This is a genomic window from Streptomyces speibonae (genome assembly GCF_984686075.1).
The window spans coordinates 6,059,818-6,077,163 of the sequence record NZ_OZ480260.1 but is presented as its reverse complement, the minus strand read 5'-3'; the positions used below and the strand labels follow the sequence as shown (position 1 = coordinate 6,077,163).

Sequence of the window (17,346 nt, the reverse complement as noted above, 5' to 3'; positions counted from 1 at the left end):
CACCTCCACCGGACGCCACGCTAGGCACCTGGGACACGAGGGAATCGGTGAACGACCGTGGTTCACCAGAACGAGTGCGCCGGTCACCTGTTGTGATCACGGTGAACGGCCCCTTACCCTGACCCGTGGAAGGGCGGACTTGCCAAACGCCTTTCTACGCAATTGCGTTACAGGTCTCAGGGGCCTGGTGGGGGAGTTGCGGGACCGACGTCCCGCTCGGGCGCGACATCGTGCCAAGGCACTAACCGCATACACGGCCTGAACGTCGGCAGGGCCTCAGTTGATCACAGGTGACACCCCACAGGGGGTGCGGTGGTCGATCTGGGACCTGCCACGCGCTTGCTCAGCTCGGCCACCCCGACAGAAGGGAACCGGGCACGTGGACTCCCAGGCCGTCCTCTGGTTGCTGGCATGGGGTGGGGTGGCGTCCATCCTCCTCTTCGTCCTGCAAGGACTCGTGCAACAGCTCTGCGCCTTCATAGACGCGTGCCGCCCACTCGTGGACAAGCTCCGCGGACGGTCGGGCTCCGCACCGGCCGAGCGGAGGGCCGGTCCGCGCGATTCTTCATAGACGTGCTTCGTCCCGTAGCGGATCCGCTACTGTACGGGACGTTCCGCCCATGATCGGAAGGGTGAGGGGAGTACGGGATGCCGGGCGAGACGCCCACCGCCGCGGACGAACCGGCCGTCGAGTTCACCGACACCGGCGTCAGCACGGGCATCGAGGCCGAGGACATCGGCGAGGCCGGCCGGATGCCCTTCGATCCCGAGCTCATCGACGTCACCCCCCGCAATCCCACGGTCGACCTCGTCCTCAGGCGGCTGAAGCGCCGGCTCCTCGACCTCCAGCCGGACTTCCAGCGCCGTTCGGGCATCTGGAACGACACCGCGCAGAGCCGGCTGATCGAGTCGCTGCTGCTGCGGATCGCCCTGCCCACGCTCTACGTGGCGGAGGAGGCGGACGAGTCCTGGTCGGTGGTCGACGGTGTGCAGCGCCTCACCAGCATCGTGCGCTTCGTGAAGCCGGAGGCGGCCGGTCTGAAGCCGCTGCGGCTGGAGAACCTGGAGTACCTGACCCAGTACGACGGCGCCCGCTTCGAGAGGGTGTGAAGCGCCGGTACCCGATCAACAAGGCGTTGTTCGAGGTTCAGGCCGTCACACTGGTCGGGTACACCGGAGAGGAAGTCAACGCTCTCGTAGCGCAGAAGGAAGTCGTCAACGAGAAGTTCAGGAAGCTGATGGACGACCCCCGGTTCTGGGACTCCATCTCCTCCGGCACCGGCGACGCCGACAAGGTCAACTACCGCTTCCAGTCCATGAAGGACTTGTTCCGCGACGTACTGAGTGCTTGACTTACTGACCCTCACCAACTTCAAGGCGTTCGCCCGCCAGGAGATCTCCCTGGCCCCTTTCACCCTGCTCACCGGGCTCAACTCCTCCGGCAAGAGCTCCGTTCTCCAGGCACTCGCCCTGCTGCGGCAGTCGTACGAGTCCGGTGATCTCGCCCCGGTGGGAGGCGGCGAGGCGGGGCTGCTGCTCAACGACGAGCTGGTGCAGCTCGGTACCGGCCAGGACGTGCGGCACGAGGCGTACGACGACGCCACCGGCCCGCACATCGCGCTTGCCCTGCGGGGCGACGGTGCGACGGCGCGGTGGACCGCCGTCTACGAGCGCGAGGCGGACCACCTCAAGCTGGTCCCCGATGAGCAGGGCGTTCAGCGGGAGCCCTCCGCGCTGCTGCCGAGCCTCTTCGGGCCAGGATTCCAGTACCTGAAGGCCGACCGGGTCTCTCCGCAGGTCAGTTACCCCCGATCGCACCACGCGGTGACCACCCGCGGCTTCCTCGGCCCACACGGCGAGCACACCGTGAACTACCTGCGCACCCACCAGGACGAACCGGTGACGGGCGAGGCGCTACGGCTCCCGGACGCCGCCTCCACCACCCTCCTCGCCCAGACCGAGGCGTGGATGCAGCGGCTGTGCCCCGGGGTCCGGCTGGTGGCGGAGGACATCCACGGCACCGACACCGTCCGGCTCGGCTACCACTTCGGCAGCGGCTTCTCCGAGTCCAACCGGTACCGGCCCACCAATGTCGGGTTCGGGCTGACGTACGTACTGCCGGTCGTCGTGGCGTGTCTGTCGGCCCGGCCCGGGAGCCTGATCCTGCTGGAGAACCCCGAGGCCCACCTGCTCGAATTTCCGGCCGCGGGCGTTCGCCGTTACCGCGTGACCTGGTCCTGAACATAGCGAACATGTCCGGGACGATCGAGGGGAACACGTCGCCTGTCGCTCTGACGAGCTACTGACGGTCGCAGGAATGCCCACTGATCCGACTATGGGCGGCGAGTGGCGCGACTTTGGCATGCGGTACGCCGAGCGCGTCCCCGCCTTCCGGGCGATACCCCGCAGCCGCCGTCGACGATGGCCCTGTCCTGCGAATGCGAAGTCTGGTGCCTGAAATCGGTACTCCCCATTTTCTCCGGCCAATTCGCGTCACGTGTGGCGATCGTGAGTTCGGTTTTCGTGTTTCCTCTTCCGGAGACGACAGGGAAACACTTGCCCGGCGCCATGGAGAGCTGGACGCTCGGTGCCGTGGACACGTCCGCCGGACTGTCCACGTTCTCGACATCGACCGGTGTCGTCCGGCGCAGTTCCAGGCACGAAGGAAGAATCCATGGCACCTTGCCCTGTCCCGCCCACTCACGATCTGGAAGTCACAAAGGCCGTCTATTCCGTAGGCCGCGCTCTCGGGGTTTCCGACAAGGTGATGCTTGCCGGTTTCGAGGCCGGGTGGGTCGAATCCCACATGAACAATCTCCCTTGCGGGGACCTCGACTCGCTCGGTGTTTTCCAGCAGCGTCCCAGCCAGGGCTGGGGCACTCCCGAGCAGATCATGAACGTGTCGTACGCAACTCGGCAGTTCTTCGTCCGCGCCGTGCGCGTCGAGCAGGAGTCCCCCGGTCTGACGGCCGGTCAGACAGCACAGCGGGTTCAGCGATCAGCCTTCCCTGACCGGTACGACCGGGCCGAGGCGAAGGCCCTCGCGCTGTTGGATGAGGCGGCCCGGGCAGTTGGTCCTGGGCGCCAGGGCATGCCTCGGTTGTGTGTGGGGGTGCCGTCGGTGGTGGACACCGGATCGGGCATGGTCATCTTCGGGGTGGAGCCGGGCGGGGGCGTCACCCACCGCTGGCAGAACGCCCCCGGCGGCGCCTGGTCGCCCTGGACGTCGCTGGGCCGCCCCGCCCCCGGTGCCACCGGACGCCCCTTCGCCCTGGTGGGCCGCTACGGCAAACTCGCCGTGTTCGTCCGCGGCGCCGACGGCGCCCTGTGGCACACCTGGCAGTCCGAACAAGGAGCTTGGGCCCCGGACTGGGTCTCGCTCGGAGGCCGGCTGGCCTCCGATCCGGCGGTGGTGCTCAGCCCGAACAACGCCCTGTCGGTCTTCGCCCGCGACCCCGGCGGCCGGGTGACGCACACCTGGCAGCACGACGCCGACGAGGGCCACGTGTGGCATCCGAACTGGGTCGATATGGAGGGCGCCGTCCAGGGCCGGCCGACCGTGCTGGTCGGGCGGGACGGCGGCATGGTCGTGTTCGCCCGCGCCGCCGACAACACCCTCGCCCACCGCTGGCAGACCGGCACCGGCGGCCCCTGGTCCGACTGGGCCGGCCTCGGAGGCCGGCTGGCCTCCGATCCGGCGGTGGTGCTCAGCCCGAACAACGCCCTGTCGGTCTTCGCCCGCGACCCCGGCGGCCGGGTGACGCACACCTGGCAGCACGGCGCCGACGAGGGCCACGTGTGGCATCCGAACTGGGTGGACATGGAGGGCGCCATCCAGGGCCGGCCGACCGTGCTGGTCGGGCGGGACGGCGGCATGGTCGTGTTCGCCCGCGCCGCCGACAACACCCTCGCCCACCGCTGGCAGACCGGCACCGGCGGCCCCTGGTCCGACTGGGCCGGCCTCGGCGGCCACCTCACCGACGACCCCGCCGTCGTCCTCAACCCCCACAACACCCTGTCCGTCTTCGGCCGCGCCCCGAACGGGCGTGTCACCCACACCTGGCAGCACGGCGCCGACGAAGGATATGCCTGGCACCCGAACTGGGCCGACATGGAAGGCAACCTCACCACCGACGCGGCGGATGTTCTGCTGGCGTGATGCCTGTCGTATGGCTGCGAGCGCAACACTGTGCGCCCGACAACCGCGTCCGCCGAGTTCACTCTCCACGGGCACCGGCCTGCCCGGTGCCCGATGGGAGCCGCACGTCGAATTCGCTACTGAGTACTCGCGCATTTCCCGCATTCCACGAACAAGAAATCAACCTAAGGAGCGGAGCGTCCATGAGGCCGCGCCCGAAATCTGATGCAGCACACCTCGCACGCAAGAGCCGGTCGCGTGTTTACCCGAGGCGCCGGTACCGAATTCGTCGACCGCACCGGCGGATGATTCCCATCCCGTTCATCGCAGTGCCAGCACTGCCCCTGATCGTGATCGCATCACCGCTGCCGCACGCGGAGACATCCCTGCTCGCGACCGCCGCCACTACCTGCGCCGCCGCAGTCGGACGCCTCGCCTGGAATTTCCTCATCCAGCACCGCACGTCGGCCTGATGGACGCCGCCCAGCCCACGGCCAGCACTCCCGCCGTGGTGCTGGCCGCGCGGGTCAGTTTCCTACCCCTCAGCAACCAAGTACGCGGACCGATATCCCAGTTGTCGGTGGCACCGACACGCTCGCAGCCGGTTCACGCAGATCGGAGCCTGATGTCCCTGCACCGCGTTACGCGCGGATTCGTGCGCCGTCTTGGGGGCTGGGATGGCCGTCTTCGACGACGAGGTCAGTGGCCAGCTCGTTGAGAGAGACCCGGGTGGTGAAGACTGGCTCTTCGTCCCGATGCCTTGAACTCGCTGGTCGTTGAAGGTGCAGAGCCCGTCGATCACTCGGTCTGGACGGCGCGGCTGCCGAGGTCGGGGACATGCAGAGGCCCAGCGCAAATGCGCTGGGCCTCTCGCCGTCTCTGCGGTGTGTCAGGGGCGGGTGGCGATAATCGCCTCTGTGCGGATTACCTCCTCGAAGCCGCCCTCGGGCTGGAAGGCGAGCAGGGCCTCGCGGAGGTCGCGCTCGAACGCGTCCTTGTGGTCGCCGAGCTGGGCAGGGCTGGAGTAGGAGAGACTGAAGACCCAGCCGATGACTTCGTCGAGGGTGCGGGTCAGGGTGCGGTCCCAGCGTGTGATGTCGATGTTGGAGAACGGGCTGCGGGCCAGCACGTCCTGGTGGCGCTCCTTGGGGTGGCTGTAGGTGCCAGAGCCAGCCGCCGCTCGGGGCCGAGGTAGCGGGTGCGGACCTCGGCGACCACGTCGAGCCAGGGGGCAGGCTCCAGGCCACCGGGGGCACCGCCGGAAGCGAGGACGACGGCTCCGTTCGGCTCGATGAGCTGGTCGAGGTCGCGCAGGGTCTGGTCGCGATCCATCCAGTGGAAGGCCGCGCCCATCACGGTCAGCAGCACCGGCCCGATACCCATACACTGCGACGGCCGCAGGACTACTTCCACCGTCACGGCCGCCCGCCCACGCCGAAAGGGATGCGGATGGCCTCGTCGTAGTTGCCGACCTTGCTCTGGTCGTGCCAGAGGAAGGCGGCCCCGCCGTGTCGGCGCGTGCAGTCCAGCCGCAGCCGGAGGACCTCGGTGCACCGACGGCCGGTGAAGACCAGGGCCTCCCAGGCGTCCCGCAGGCCGCGGTCGTTGGGGTCGCAGCGGGCGGCCAGCAGTTGTAGGTTCGCCTCGGCGGCCAGGGCCCGGGCCACCGCGTCGGGGAATGGGCTGCGGGCCCGGGCGGTGCCCGAGCCGCCGGGCGGGAACGCGACGATGAACCTGCGCGACAGTCCGAGCGCGTCGGCTCTCCCGTCGTCGAGGGCGGCTCGCAGGATCATGCGCGCGTGACCGAAGACGAACCGCTGGGTGTGCGCGGTGACGGTGCTCGGCTTTCCGTCGGCGAGCACGATGCCCAGCGAGGGCAGGCCCTCGCGGGCCCGCTTGGTGTAGTCGGCGACGAACCGCCGGGCGTGGTCCTCAGTCAGCAGCCTCGGGTCGCGCCCGCCCTCGGGGGCGGCCGCTTCGAGGAAGGTGCTCAGTTCCACGCAGGCGCGTCGGCCCATCTCCAGGTGGCCGGGGCTGCGGGGCGCCCGCGGTCGGCGGAGCCGGTCCGCGATGTCGTCCCAGAGCAGGTCCCGAAGCCAACGTTGGGACACGGCGGTGAGGTCGAAGTTGCTCTGCCGCTGGCGGTAGCGGACGCCTTGGTCTCCTCGGGGGTGTAGTAGACCAGCCGCAGCTCGTTGAGGAACTCGCGCAGGATCATCCGGTGCTGCCCGTTGAACGAGTCCTGGTCCTTTGCCAGATCGACGACGGAGGGCACTCCTCGCTCCCGGACTTTCGTCGCCAGGCTCTGCAGCCACCATGTGGGCCAGAAGGTGTGGCTCGCCCGCTGGGTGTGCGCGAAGATGCCCCACTGGAACTCAGCGCGGACCAGGGGCGGCAGGCCCAGCAGGTTGACCGTGCCGAGCCAGGCGATCGCGGGCTCGGTCGCACACCAGCGGCGGAAGGCCGCCTCGTCCGCGCAAGAACGGCCGGCTGGCCGCCGATGGGACGGCCGTGCACTACTTCCGCCGCAAGGGACAGAGCACGGAGGTCGTCAGTCCGGTCATCGGACCGGACGGCACGCTCTCCGAGTGGCCCGAGGGGTTCTTCGACGAGTGGGAGAACTCCCTGGACCAGTTGCTCGACTGATCCAGGGGGCGTGTGAGATGAGACGGCACGATCGACAAGGGGGTTGGGGCGTGCCATTGCTGGTGTTTCTCAATGAACGGTCCTGTGCGTCGGACCACGGACCGGACAAGGTCGCCACGGGGATGCGTACCTTCGTGGACGTACTGCGGGAGTTACGCCGATGGCGGGACATCAGCCTCGCCACCCAGAGTCCTCTCGACCAGGCCGAACTGGCCCGCGGCTACTACTACGCCCAGTGGCGCAACGACGCGCGCAACAAGGACCAGCACCGCTACATCCAGGCGATGCGCAACCGCTGCACGACCTTCCAGGCGACCCTCCACGCGTCCGCCGCGACCGACCGTGCCGGTATCTGGCACCGGCACGAGGGGGTGGACGCGCACGGGCTCGGGGCGGCACGGATGACGGACGGGATCGCCGTCAGCCTGCCGCTCGACCCGGCCTGGGACGCCTACTGACTGGAGTTCACGGTCGAGGAGCTGACAGAGGACCCTGTCTCAGGGGACATTTCGGCCGACGAGTACACCGACAAGGTCCGGCACGCGTCACGCGTGGCACACCTCGAGGAACACGAGCTGTGGGGCCGCCGGGAAGGACTCGGCGCCGTCTCCAGCGGAGCGGAACTGTGGGCGGGGCGGGAGGACTTCTTCCCCAACCTCCAGTTCCTCCCCCGGGTGCGGGACGACCTGGAGAACCTGGACCCGAAGTGGTTCAAGGGGGCCCGCAGGCTCCTTCGGCAGCTCCAGGAGACCGCCGCGGGATGGGACCCCGTTTCCTCCCCCACGGGGCCGCACTGGGAGGCCCCCAGCATCCGGCCGGAGCACGAGAACGCGCGCAGGAACCGATACTGGGACGATCTGGACGGCGAGCGCCGCTGCTTCGAACTCCACGGGAATCTCAACCGGAACGCCGGGCGCGTCTACTTCCGGCTGGTGCACGAGGAGAAGGCGATCCGCATCGCACACATCGGCCGCCACCTCTGACGCCCCGGCCGACCCGGTCGCGGGGCGGCAGACGAGTCGGGCTGTACGCCGGGTATTCCTGGAGCACCTTTCTGACCTGCGCTTTCGCGGGCCGGATCGGTTGTGACCTGCTAGGTCGGGTTGCAGAGGCGATCGGAGGCAGTCAGAGGAAACCGCTCTGATTCGACCCGGGTTCGACCCGAGCTGCTCGGAGCCAGTCAGAGGCAATCGCCCTCTGTTTGGCCCCGAATCGGCCGAGGTCGGGGCGGTGTCGGATGGGTCAGGACTCCTCTGGCGGCACTCCGAGTCGATCTCGGTCGAGCCGCGATGGGGACGCCTGCCTCCGCTGAGGAGCCAGGCATACGAAGGCCTCCAGGACGGCCATCCTGGAGGCTTCGCTTGGCACCGATTGGAGGTCGGTTCCGGACGCCACCGTGGTTTTAGCGGGCCGGGGTGGCGTCCACGTCCTTGCGAGACGACCCCACAGTGCCACACCACACCCACCAGGCAGACCCATCCCGACGGACATTTCACCCGAGCGAGCGACTGGGGCTTCACCGGCTGCCTCCGGCTGCGGCTGACCTTGTCCTGCTCGGAGACCTCACCGGCCGCTACGCGGCGGGCAGTTACAGCAGGCTCGGATCCGACGGCCAGACTGTGGTCCTGCGCGAGGACCGGCAGGGGGCGGCCGAGCACGGGCACCGGATCACGGCGGCTATCGCCTGCCACGTCGCCCGCGCCGGCGGAACCGTCGACGAGCTGACCCGGCTGCTGCTCCACCCCGACCACGAGGGTGGCCGGCACGCCCGGCACATCGCGCTCCGCTCCGGGCAGGCGCGTGCCCTGGACTACATCCGCCGGGTGTGGGCCAGCGCCTCGACCGCAGTCGACAGCACCAGGGCGCTGGGCTCCCGGCACGAGGCGTACGAGGTCCTCGCTGCACTGCGCGACCGGATCGAGACCACTCCTTGGCGCGGCGAGCGGGGTCGGACCGCGCTGCGGGTGCTGCGGGCCCATCTGAACTTCGCCGAGACCGCCGGCGGCCCGCTGCACCACGCCAGTGAGCGGCAGACCGCGGAGGAGGCAGGGGTCTCGCGGACGACGCTGCGGGTGGTCTACGAGACCGTTCTCAAGCCGGGTGGCTGGCTGCGCCGGCTGCGGGTCGGCCATGGCCGGGAGGGCTCCACCTGGTACCTCGCCGACGGCAACGCCCCCGCTTCGCTGTCTCGTTTCCGGACCACTCAGTACCCCCCCGACCCGGCACTTGAGGAGTGGCCCACCCCTGAGACACGGGCGGCGGCCGACATCGACTCCACCGTCATCAGCCGCCTGATGGGCCACGACGCCTTCGCCCACCACGGCCTCGGCAGCTCCGCCCTCATGATCATCGGCGCGCTGCACGCCCGGCCCGCCCAGACCATTGGCGAACTCGTCGGCTCGGCATCGGTGTCCCGGGCCACCGCCTACCGGACCTTGCGACGCCTGGCCGACCACGGCCTGGTGCACCACAGCGGAGAGACCTGGATCCTCGCGCCTCGCGCGCTGGAGGGCTTCGGTACCAGCCTGCCAGATGCGGTTCCCGCACCGACCGCGCCCCCGGCACAGGGCTGGGACGCGGTCGCCCAGCAATACGGCACCGCGGGCGTGGCAGCCCAGCGCAAAGCGCTGCACGCTGCCGAGCGCTCGGCGTACCGGGAGGCACTGGAGCGGCTGGCGGAGCACCGGGGCAAGGCCATGGTGATCGTCCGCGACGGAGGCCAGGTCCTGGTTCCCGCACCTCGCCCCGACGAGATCCCTCCTGCGTGGCACGCCCCCGGCGGCTGTGTCCTCGACCCGGTCACCGGCCGCCCTGACGCCGAATGGCGCGTGGCCACCGACGGTCGGCTGATCCTCATCACCCCATCGGACCAGCGCAGTTACGACGAGCTGGCCGCCGCCCATGCCGAAGCCCTCAGCGAATGGGAGTCCGCCGCATGAACCCAGAGCCCCCAGTCACATCCGATGCGAGCGAGACGGTGACGCCCGAGTCCCTGCGCAAGCAGTACGAGTCCGGCGCCACGGTCGACGAACTCGTGGCCAGCAGCGGCTTGTCGTACGGCACGGTGCTCAACCGGCTGCACGAGGCCGGGACCGAGATGCGTACGTCGTGGCAGACCCGTCGGATGCGCCAGGATCCACAGGCGCGCCAGCGTCTCGCGGCCCACCTGCGCACCCTGTACGAGCAGCATGGCGCGACCCTCACCGAGCTCGCTGCGGCGGGGGCTGGGACGAGGCGTGCTGCCCGGCGCCTGCTGATCGAGGCCGGCGGCGCTGTGCGCACCACGCAGCAGACGATGCGGATGCGCGCCGCAATGCGAGCCGCCGAGCGGCAAAGGCTCGCGGTATCCCTGCGGGCACGGTACGACGCTGGCGCCACGGTCCCGGACCTCGCCAAGGAGTGCAACTACTCGGTCGCCACCGTCTACCGGCTCCTGCACCAGGCTGGCACCCGGATGCGTCCCCAGCACAACCACGGCGAAGCCCGTGACCCGAGGAAGCGGTCATGAGCGGCCCCGCCCTGTCGGGTGTCCCCCGCCATGCCCGACAGATCAAGAAGTCGGCCGTGCGCCATCCCAGGCGCAGTACTGCAGCGCGAGCCCCTCCGACATCGGCAAGCAGCCGCCACCGAATGTCGGCCCTCTTACCGACGCACATAGGACAACTCACCTTTCCAGTTTCAGGAGATCAAGCACACGTGAACGAGAACACCCGTCACAGGGCCCTGGCCGCGGCCACAGCCCGCGCCTGGGACGCCTTCGTCATCGTCGTCGGCATGCTCAAGGGCGGCACCGGCAAGACCACCTCCGCCTGGTTCATCGCCCTCTACTACGCCGTCGTCCTCGACCTGCCGACGCTGCTCCTGGACGCGGACGCAACCAGCCAGTCCGCCTATGACTGGTTCAAGGTCGCCCAGGCCGAGGGCTTCGAGATCCCGGCCAACCTGGTGGTCGAGCGGTACCCGTTCGACGACATCGCCGAATACATCCGTGAGAAGCGGTCCGAGTTCGGAGCAATCGTGGTCGACGCCGGCGGCGGCAGCGCGAAGTTGTTCCACGAGGCTGTTACCGAGGCGAACCTGCTGCTCGTGCCGGTCGCCCCCACCAAGATCGAGCGCCGCAAGCTCGTGGCCACCTTCGACGAGGCCGAGCGCGCCGCCGCCCGCAACGAGCGCGACGTCACCGCCCACGTAGTCCTCGTGAAGGCCGACGACCGCACCAGCCTGCCCCGCAACGCAAAGGACAAGCTGCTGGAGCCCGAGAAGGGCGAGGGCATCGGCCCGGACCGCGACGAGCCCTTCCCGCTCGCCGAGACGACTATCCACTCCTGGGTGCACTACATGGAGGCCTTCGGCGAGATCCCGACCGAACTGAGCGAGTACGCCGAACTGATGAAGGAGCTCACGGCATGAGCGAGCGCATGAAGCCCCCGGCCCGCCGCACGGGTCGCACCCTGGGCGGGGCCAAGAAGTCGGCCCCGCCACCCCCTCCCCCGGCCGCCGAGCTCACCCCCGAGCAGTACGCCGCCGAACAGGCCGCCGCCCAGGGCCAGGGCCGTCCCGCTGCCAGCGAGCCGCAAGTTCAGACCGCTCCTTCCGCCGTTCCCATCCCCGAGGGATCGGCACAGGGCCGGACCGAGGCGATGCCCGAAGTGGCGCAGACCTCAGCCCAGCCGACTGCCGACGTGCCGAGCGGCCCCGTGCCGGAGCCGGCCACCAGTCAGCCGGTTCGCCCGGCCGTCGTCGCCCCCGAGGCGGGGACGGCGGTCGGTGGGGAGCCGGTGGAGCGGCACATGCCGCCTGTGGTCCCGGCTCCCGAGCCTGCAGCACCTGCGGTCCAGGCCACGCAGCCGGCCGAACCTGTTGCGCAGCATGGTCCGCCTCCTGTCACGTCCGCGACTGCTGGTGCGGCTCCGGCCGCCGAGGTGGCCATTCGCCCGGCCGTTTCCCCGGTGGCAGGCGGCACCGCATTCCCGGTGAGGACCGAGGGTCCGGGGGCTCACCAGGAACAACAGGAGACTCGATCGCAGGAGGATCCCAGCGAGGGAACGCCGTATGCGCACGGTCCCGGCCGTCCCAAGGATGTTCCCGAGGTCGCCGTCGTTCTCAACCAGCGGATCATCGCGCGGGAGAGTCTCGACTCTTCGGTTCCCGCTGCGTTGAAGCTGAAGAAGCGGATCAAGCGCTTCGCGCTGGACAACGAACTCGATCACCTGCCCATCGGCGACATTGTCTCGGTCGCACTGGACGAGTGGCTCACCGCCCGCGGCTTCTGACCCGACCGCACGGCACGGGGCGGCCACCCCCACGCAAGGGGGCGGCCACCCCGTGCCGACTATTCCAATAGCCCAATAGGCGGCTAGCTATCCGCCTATCCGGACCGACCGGAGCAACTCGTGCCCGATCTCGCCCATCACGCCCGACGACTGCGTGAGATGGCCGACGCATTGGAAGCGCAGTCCCAGCCCGCTGAAGACCCATTCACTCCACACCCGAACACGCTGGAGATCATCAGCAATCGCCACACCAAACGCGGACAGCTCAACTACGCCGTCCCCGATGCCCTCCAGCTCCAGAAACGCATCCGCCGATACAACGCCGATCACGACATGCCCCACGGCGACATCGTCGCCCTCGCACTTGACACGTGGCTGCGTGCTAAGGGCTACCCACCCGACCTCACCTCGCCCAAAGCCGAAGCACGCTGATCACGCGGCCGACTTCACTGCCATGCCCCCTCGGTGGTAAGTCCCGCCGGGGCGCCCCCGCCCGTACCCGCCAAGCAACTCGCGGCCGGGCCGACGGCCTGCCCCTCACCGCGACCGGCAACAACGGCTCCAGCAGAGATCTCCTCATCCCACACCGAGATCATCACGGCGCAGGGTCAGGAACAGGGCTGAGAAGAGTAGACAGAGGGACTACTCCTCGGCCCGGCGCCTCGGCAACATCGCGGAGGCCGGACGGCCGAAGGCAAGCTCTACTATGGCGCTGCGTATTGCAGTCCCGCCAGCGGACGCGCCCGTACCGCGATCGAGTTCGCCTACGCCCAGCTCGGCAAGCCCTACGAGTGGGGATCGACCGGCCCGAACTCCTACGACTGCTCCGGCCTCACCGGCGCCTCCTGGCGCACCGCCGACGTCTCACTGCCCCGCACCGTCAACCAGCAGTACAACGCGGGCCGGCAGGTCGCCCGCTCCGACCTCCAGCCCGGGACATCACCTACTGGTACAACAACAGCCAGCACAACGGCCTGTACATCGGCCACGGCAAGGCCATCCACGCACCGCGCACCGGCAAGAACATCGAGATCACCAACCTCGCCTCCATGCCGTACTTCGCGGCCACGCGGCCCTGAATCCCGGACGGCGTAGCCGCCTCGTGCCCTCTCACCCACTCGCCCAGCGGTCTTACTCGGCTTGTCGCACGCGCCGTTCGCGGAAGCGTCCAACCGGCTGATGTCACGGCCCCTTGGTCAGCAGCAGCGTTGTGCTCACCCGGCCGCCATCAGTGAACGGATTGTCCGTGACGTCAAGGCCGAACAGGACGTAGAGATGCCGCAGGGCCTCATACGCATCGCGCTCCGGGTCGCCCAAGGCGTGCCAACTGTGGTTCCAGTCATCGTTGGTCGCTGGCTGCGGTGAGCCCCGGAGCGGAAAGTTCGGGTCGTCCCCGGCTGCAAGGGTGCGGGCCGGCGGACGTGCGAACTCGGTGGCCACAATCCGGTGTGTCCACGAGCCGTCTACCAACGGCAGAACGTGTTGGTCGACGAGCCGGAAGTACTCCAGCGTGATTTCGGTAAGCACGAAGACACTGATCCTGCGGTCCGCACCGCCGGAGTAGCGTTCCATGGCCCAGCCCAGCATGTCCCGCGTCGCGGCCACGGCCGCCGTGACTGCTCCGTCGGACTCAATCCACAACCCGCGCCGTGGAGGCTGAGTGAGGAGGAGTCCACCGTCGTGGGCCTCGGGCTGGTGGTAGACCGACGCGAAGTTGAAGCCTTGGGTGCCACGCAGCGTGTCCTGGTTGCGCAATACGTTCCGCAAGCCGCCAGTGGCGTGCATACCGGGGACAAGCCCCTTCGGGTGGTCGGGCGTGCTCTGAAAGAACAAGACCGGTACGTCGTCCAGGTCCAGGCGGGCTCGCAAAGAAACCCGTGTGGCCTCCCGGTCTGCGTGCGGCTCCGGGGCAGGTGGGGTCGTGGCGGGTTCCCGTCGCATGCGCAGGCCGTCGCTCAAGAGCCGGTACGCCTCGTCCGGCGAAAGGTAGGCCGTGGTGTCACCGTTGCGGATGGGGACCGTCCAGCTTCCTTTGACGAACCTGCCGTCCTCGGTCAGCCCCCGAGTGACCAGCGCCCACCGGTCGGACTCGGGCAGCGCAGCCACCTCGATCACCAGGTAGTGACCGGATGCGTCGGGGTCATCAGCGGCGTGGTCGAACCACAGGTAGTTCACCTTGAGCAGCGGGCGCACGTATTCGGTGATGACGTCCTTATACGAGGTGCTGTTGACCAACGACTTCGCGAAGGGTGTCAGCTTCTCCGCGACCTCGTAGAGCTCGGTCGGCCGCTGCTTCGCCTTGAGGCCGCACACGATCAGACCGCCGCCGGCGTTGGCAAACGCTGCGACGTCCTTCGCTAGTTCGAACTTGCCTTTCTCAGTGGAAAGGTCGTACGGCCCTTTGGGGCCGACGCTCTTGAAGTCGACCCACTCGCTCTCCGGTGTGCCGAGGATCTCCTGAGGCTGCTGCCTGGTGAGCAGGGAGACGAGGTGGGCGGGGCTATCAGCGGCCATGCGCCCAGAGTCTACGAGCGCAAGCGCACGAGTTCGGGCGGAGACGAGAGCGTTCATGCTGTCGCCCACCGTCACTTCCCGGCGCCGGGGCCAGCCGGACAGAACCGGCCCCGGACCAAGCACAGCGGTGGCGGTCAGCTCTGGTACGCGACCAGCGTCATCATGCCGACCTCTCCGTGGTACGCATTGTGGCAGTGCAGCATCCACTGCCCGGGGTTGTCGGCGTCGAAGATGACTGACAGCTTCTTCTTCGGCAGCACGATCGATGTGTCCTTGCGCGGGCCGTTGTCCCCGAGCTGGTAGGTGTGGCCGTGCAGGTGCATCGGGTGCCACATCTCCGTGGTGTTGACGAAGTCCAGCCGGACCCGCTGCCCTTCTTCGATCGTGAGCGGATGCGCGGTCGGGTCGTCCATGTCGTACGCCTTGCCGTTGATAGCCCAGTTGTACTTGTCCATGCCGCCGGTCAGCTCGACGCGGTGTACCCGGTCCACCTTCTTGGACGGCAGACGGACGTCGTCGTTCGCGCGCAGCTGGGACGCCGTCAGGATCCTGCCGTTCAGCTCCTCCGGGCGGACGGTCGCCTTCGGCGCAGTGCCGGATCCCGTACGGACCAGCGCCATGCCGGTGGCGTCCTTGCCCTCGGCCAGCGCAACGAGCGGGAAGACGCCGTCACCGAGGGTGACCAGGAGGTCGTACCGCTCCCCCATCCCGATCAACAGGGCGTCGACCTGCTGGTGCTCGACGGGGAAGCCGTCGGTGTGGGTGATGGTCAGCTTGTGGCCGTCCAGCGCCACTCGGTACGCGGTGTCGCCTCCCGCGTTGATGATGCGCAGCCGGACCCGCGTGCCGGGCTTGCCCTGGTAGACGGCGGGGTCGGCGGGGACCTGGCCGTTGACCAGGTGGTACGGGTACTTCACATCGCCGGCGTCGCCGCCGAGCAGCTCGCTCTCGGCGCCCATGAGCATGAACTTCATCGACATCCCGCCGGAGGAGGGCGAGGCGGACGGGGGCGCGGAGTCCTCCCCCATGTCCATGCCCCCCATGTCGTGGCCCTCGTGGCCGCCGGAGGTGGAGTCGCCGCCCATCTCCATGCCGCGCATACCCTGCCGCAGCTCGGCGAGGACTTCGTCGGGGGTGCCGGTGACGCCGTCGATCCAGTCGTCCAGGACGACGACCCATTCGTCGTCGTACGACAGCGGCTCCTCGGGATCCTCGACGATCAGCGGCGCGCACAGCCCCCGGTCGAGCTGGACGCCGACGTGGGGATGGAAGAAGTACGTGCCGGGGGCGTCCGCGATGAAGCGGTACGTGAAGTTGGCACCCGCGCGGACAGCCTGCTGGGTCACTGGGGGTACGCCGTCCATGTCGTTGCGCATGGCGATGCCGTGCCAGTGGATGGACGTGGCGGTCCTGTTCGGCAGCTGGTTGGAGAGTTCGGCGGCCAGGGTGTCGCCGACGGACAGCCTGATCTCCTTGCCCGGGGCCTGGCCACTGAAGGCCCAGCTCTTCGCCATGACGCCGCCGCCGAGGTCGAGCATGGCGGCCGCGGCGGTCAGGGTCGCCTGCTGCGTCCTGCCGGTGCCCTTCCGCTTCTTCTCGGCTGCGGCGACCACCGCGCCGAAGGGGTCGACCAGAGCGGGGGTGCTGTTGGAGCCGCTGCTGCAGGCGGCGAGCGCGCCGGCGCCCGCGACGCCGAGCCCGGCGAGCAGGACGGAGCGACGGTTGATGCCGTTCATGGGTGTCCTCGATCTCAGAGTACGCATACGGAAGTTGGCGTGCTGAGACGGCTCCTCAGCATGACAAAGGCACTAGACGAGTCATTCCGATGTGATCAGTGGTCGTAGGCGATCAGGGATCGCATGACCGGCTGTCCGGTCTTGTGGTTGTGCCAGATCGCCGCAGCCAGCGCGAGGACGCGCTGAGCGACGCGGGTAGCGACGCCCTCGAAGGTCCGGCCGCCGTGCTGTTCCAGGTCGAGCTGGCCCTTGAGGGTGTCGTTCACCGACTCGATCAGCTGCCGCACCGACTTCAGCAGCGACTCGCCCGCGCGGCGCTTCTCCCGTTTGAACGACGGCCGCAGCAACGCCGCCCCGCGCAAGGCCAGATCGGCCTCGAACTCCTTGGAGGCGAAGCCCTTGTCCGCGATGAACAGCAGGCCGGGCCGGCCGGTGACCGCGTCCGGCTCGCGATCCAGCATCGCCATCAACACTTCGCGCTCGTCCAGCTTGGGGTTGGCCAAGGCCCACAGGATCGGCATGCCGGTCGGGGTGCACACCAGGTACAGCCGCAGGCCCCAGAAGAACCGCGAGTGGCTGGCGCAGTACCCGTATCCGGCCCAGCCGGCCATGTCCGACCGCTTCACCGTGGGCCGCGAGCGGCCGCACTCCACCGGGGTCGAGTCGACGATCCAGTGGTTGTCGAACCAGAAGTCGGTGTCCGCTGCAAGGAGTCGTATCACGCGCTTGACCAGCGGCAACGCTGCCCGCAGCCGCTTGTTCCAGCCCGGCTGCTTCGGCACGTACGGGAACATCGCGCCCAGCCGGGAGTGGACGAACCGCAGCCATCTGGACTCCGAGGCGAAACCCAGCATGGCCTGGGCGACGGCGAGGCAGACGAGTTCGGAGTCCGTCAATCGCGGCGGGCGGCCCAGCCATCGGGTATCTCCAATCTCGTCATCGATCTTCACGTACAGTGCGGTCAGCAGGGCGTCCAGGTCATTCGTCACAGATCGATCTTGGACGCCCTGTCTGTGTTCCCGGACGCACCGTCAGCATT

The 17,346-nt window shown here is 68.8% G+C and carries 19 protein-coding genes; 14 read left to right on the top strand and 5 right to left on the bottom strand.

Going from position 1 to position 17,346, the window contains the following annotated elements; genetic code table 11:
- Positions 1 to 648: 648 nt before the first annotated feature.
- The 5 genes from AC5L3C_RS27285 to AC5L3C_RS27265 all read left to right on the top strand — a co-directional run bounded on the left by AC5L3C_RS27285 (position 649) and on the right by AC5L3C_RS27265 (position 4,611).
- A complete protein-coding gene (locus AC5L3C_RS27285) occupies positions 649 to 1,110 on the top strand; it encodes a DUF262 domain-containing protein (RefSeq protein WP_493651463.1) in 462 nt (153 codons plus the stop codon).
- A complete protein-coding gene (locus AC5L3C_RS27280; RefSeq protein WP_493651462.1) occupies positions 1,107 to 1,352 on the top strand; it encodes a hypothetical protein in 246 nt (81 codons plus the stop codon). The genes AC5L3C_RS27285 and AC5L3C_RS27280 overlap by 4 nt, the downstream gene beginning before the upstream one ends.
- Entirely contained in the window at positions 1,345 to 2,241 is an 897-nt protein-coding gene (locus AC5L3C_RS27275; protein WP_493651460.1) for an AAA family ATPase, read from the top strand. Before AC5L3C_RS27280 ends, AC5L3C_RS27275 begins: the two co-directional genes overlap by 8 nt.
- Positions 2,242 to 2,806: 565 nt before the next feature.
- On the top strand, positions 2,807 to 4,159 hold the full coding sequence (locus AC5L3C_RS27270; protein ID WP_493651459.1) for a PLL family lectin: 1,353 nt from the start codon (positions 2,807 to 2,809) through the stop codon (positions 4,157 to 4,159).
- 308 nt (positions 4,160 to 4,467) lie between these two features.
- Positions 4,468 to 4,611, top strand: a complete 144-nt coding sequence (locus tag AC5L3C_RS27265; RefSeq protein ID WP_493651457.1) for a hypothetical protein — start codon at positions 4,468 to 4,470, stop codon at positions 4,609 to 4,611.
- Between the two features lie 416 nt (positions 4,612 to 5,027).
- On the opposite strand, the gene AC5L3C_RS27260 is transcribed toward AC5L3C_RS27265, so the two are convergent.
- Both AC5L3C_RS27260 and AC5L3C_RS27255 read right to left on the bottom strand, forming a co-directional pair.
- A complete protein-coding gene (locus AC5L3C_RS27260) occupies positions 5,028 to 5,267 on the bottom strand; it encodes a hypothetical protein (RefSeq protein ID WP_493651455.1) in 240 nt (79 codons plus the stop codon).
- A gap of 286 nt (positions 5,268 to 5,553) precedes the next feature.
- Positions 5,554 to 6,249 (bottom strand): hypothetical protein, encoded by a 696-nt coding sequence (locus AC5L3C_RS27255; protein WP_493651453.1) that lies wholly within the window; start codon positions 6,247 to 6,249, stop codon positions 5,554 to 5,556.
- Between the two features lie 379 nt (positions 6,250 to 6,628).
- Between AC5L3C_RS27255 and AC5L3C_RS27250 the strand changes: the two genes are divergently transcribed.
- The 9 genes from AC5L3C_RS27250 (at position 6,629) to AC5L3C_RS27210 (ending at position 13,152) form a co-directional block, all read left to right on the top strand.
- Entirely contained in the window at positions 6,629 to 6,784 is a 156-nt protein-coding gene (locus AC5L3C_RS27250; RefSeq protein WP_493654048.1) for a DUF3696 domain-containing protein, read from the top strand.
- Positions 6,785 to 6,906: 122 nt separating this feature from the next.
- Complete coding sequence (locus AC5L3C_RS27245; RefSeq protein WP_493651451.1) at positions 6,907 to 7,242, top strand: hypothetical protein; 336 nt, start codon at positions 6,907 to 6,909, stop codon at positions 7,240 to 7,242.
- Positions 7,243 to 7,335: 93 nt separating this feature from the next.
- A complete protein-coding gene (locus AC5L3C_RS27240) occupies positions 7,336 to 7,767 on the top strand; it encodes a hypothetical protein (RefSeq protein WP_493651449.1) in 432 nt (143 codons plus the stop codon).
- Positions 7,768 to 8,403: 636 nt separating this feature from the next.
- On the top strand, positions 8,404 to 9,723 hold the full coding sequence (locus tag AC5L3C_RS27235; RefSeq protein ID WP_344016480.1) for a helix-turn-helix domain-containing protein: 1,320 nt from the start codon (positions 8,404 to 8,406) through the stop codon (positions 9,721 to 9,723).
- Positions 9,720 to 10,292, top strand: a complete 573-nt coding sequence (locus AC5L3C_RS27230) for a helix-turn-helix domain-containing protein (protein ID WP_344016479.1) — start codon at positions 9,720 to 9,722, stop codon at positions 10,290 to 10,292. Before AC5L3C_RS27235 ends, AC5L3C_RS27230 begins: the two co-directional genes overlap by 4 nt.
- A gap of 188 nt (positions 10,293 to 10,480) precedes the next feature.
- A complete protein-coding gene (locus AC5L3C_RS27225; protein WP_344016477.1) occupies positions 10,481 to 11,194 on the top strand; it encodes a ParA family protein in 714 nt (237 codons plus the stop codon).
- Positions 11,191 to 12,057, top strand: a complete 867-nt coding sequence (locus AC5L3C_RS27220; protein WP_344016476.1) for a hypothetical protein — start codon at positions 11,191 to 11,193, stop codon at positions 12,055 to 12,057. The genes AC5L3C_RS27225 and AC5L3C_RS27220 overlap by 4 nt, the downstream gene beginning before the upstream one ends.
- A gap of 120 nt (positions 12,058 to 12,177) precedes the next feature.
- Positions 12,178 to 12,489 (top strand): hypothetical protein, encoded by a 312-nt coding sequence (locus AC5L3C_RS27215; protein ID WP_344016474.1) that lies wholly within the window; start codon positions 12,178 to 12,180, stop codon positions 12,487 to 12,489.
- Between the two features lie 321 nt (positions 12,490 to 12,810).
- The gene (locus tag AC5L3C_RS27210; RefSeq protein ID WP_344016485.1) at positions 12,811 to 13,152 is read left to right on the top strand and encodes a C40 family peptidase; all 342 of its coding nucleotides are present in this window, start codon (positions 12,811 to 12,813) and stop codon (positions 13,150 to 13,152) included.
- Between the two features lie 87 nt (positions 13,153 to 13,239).
- Here the strand turns inward: AC5L3C_RS27210 and AC5L3C_RS27205 are convergent, their stop codons facing one another.
- From AC5L3C_RS27205 to AC5L3C_RS27195, 3 genes are all read right to left on the bottom strand, one after another.
- On the bottom strand, positions 13,240 to 14,571 hold the full coding sequence (locus AC5L3C_RS27205; RefSeq protein ID WP_493651447.1) for an AlbA family DNA-binding domain-containing protein: 1,332 nt from the start codon (positions 14,569 to 14,571) through the stop codon (positions 13,240 to 13,242).
- A 134-nt stretch (positions 14,572 to 14,705) separates the two neighbouring features.
- On the bottom strand, positions 14,706 to 16,307 hold the full coding sequence (locus AC5L3C_RS27200) for a multicopper oxidase family protein (protein WP_493651446.1): 1,602 nt from the start codon (positions 16,305 to 16,307) through the stop codon (positions 14,706 to 14,708).
- A 95-nt stretch (positions 16,308 to 16,402) separates the two neighbouring features.
- Complete coding sequence (locus AC5L3C_RS27195) at positions 16,403 to 17,296, bottom strand: IS982 family transposase (RefSeq protein WP_493651444.1); 894 nt, start codon at positions 17,294 to 17,296, stop codon at positions 16,403 to 16,405.
- Positions 17,297 to 17,346: the final 50 nt, after the last annotated feature.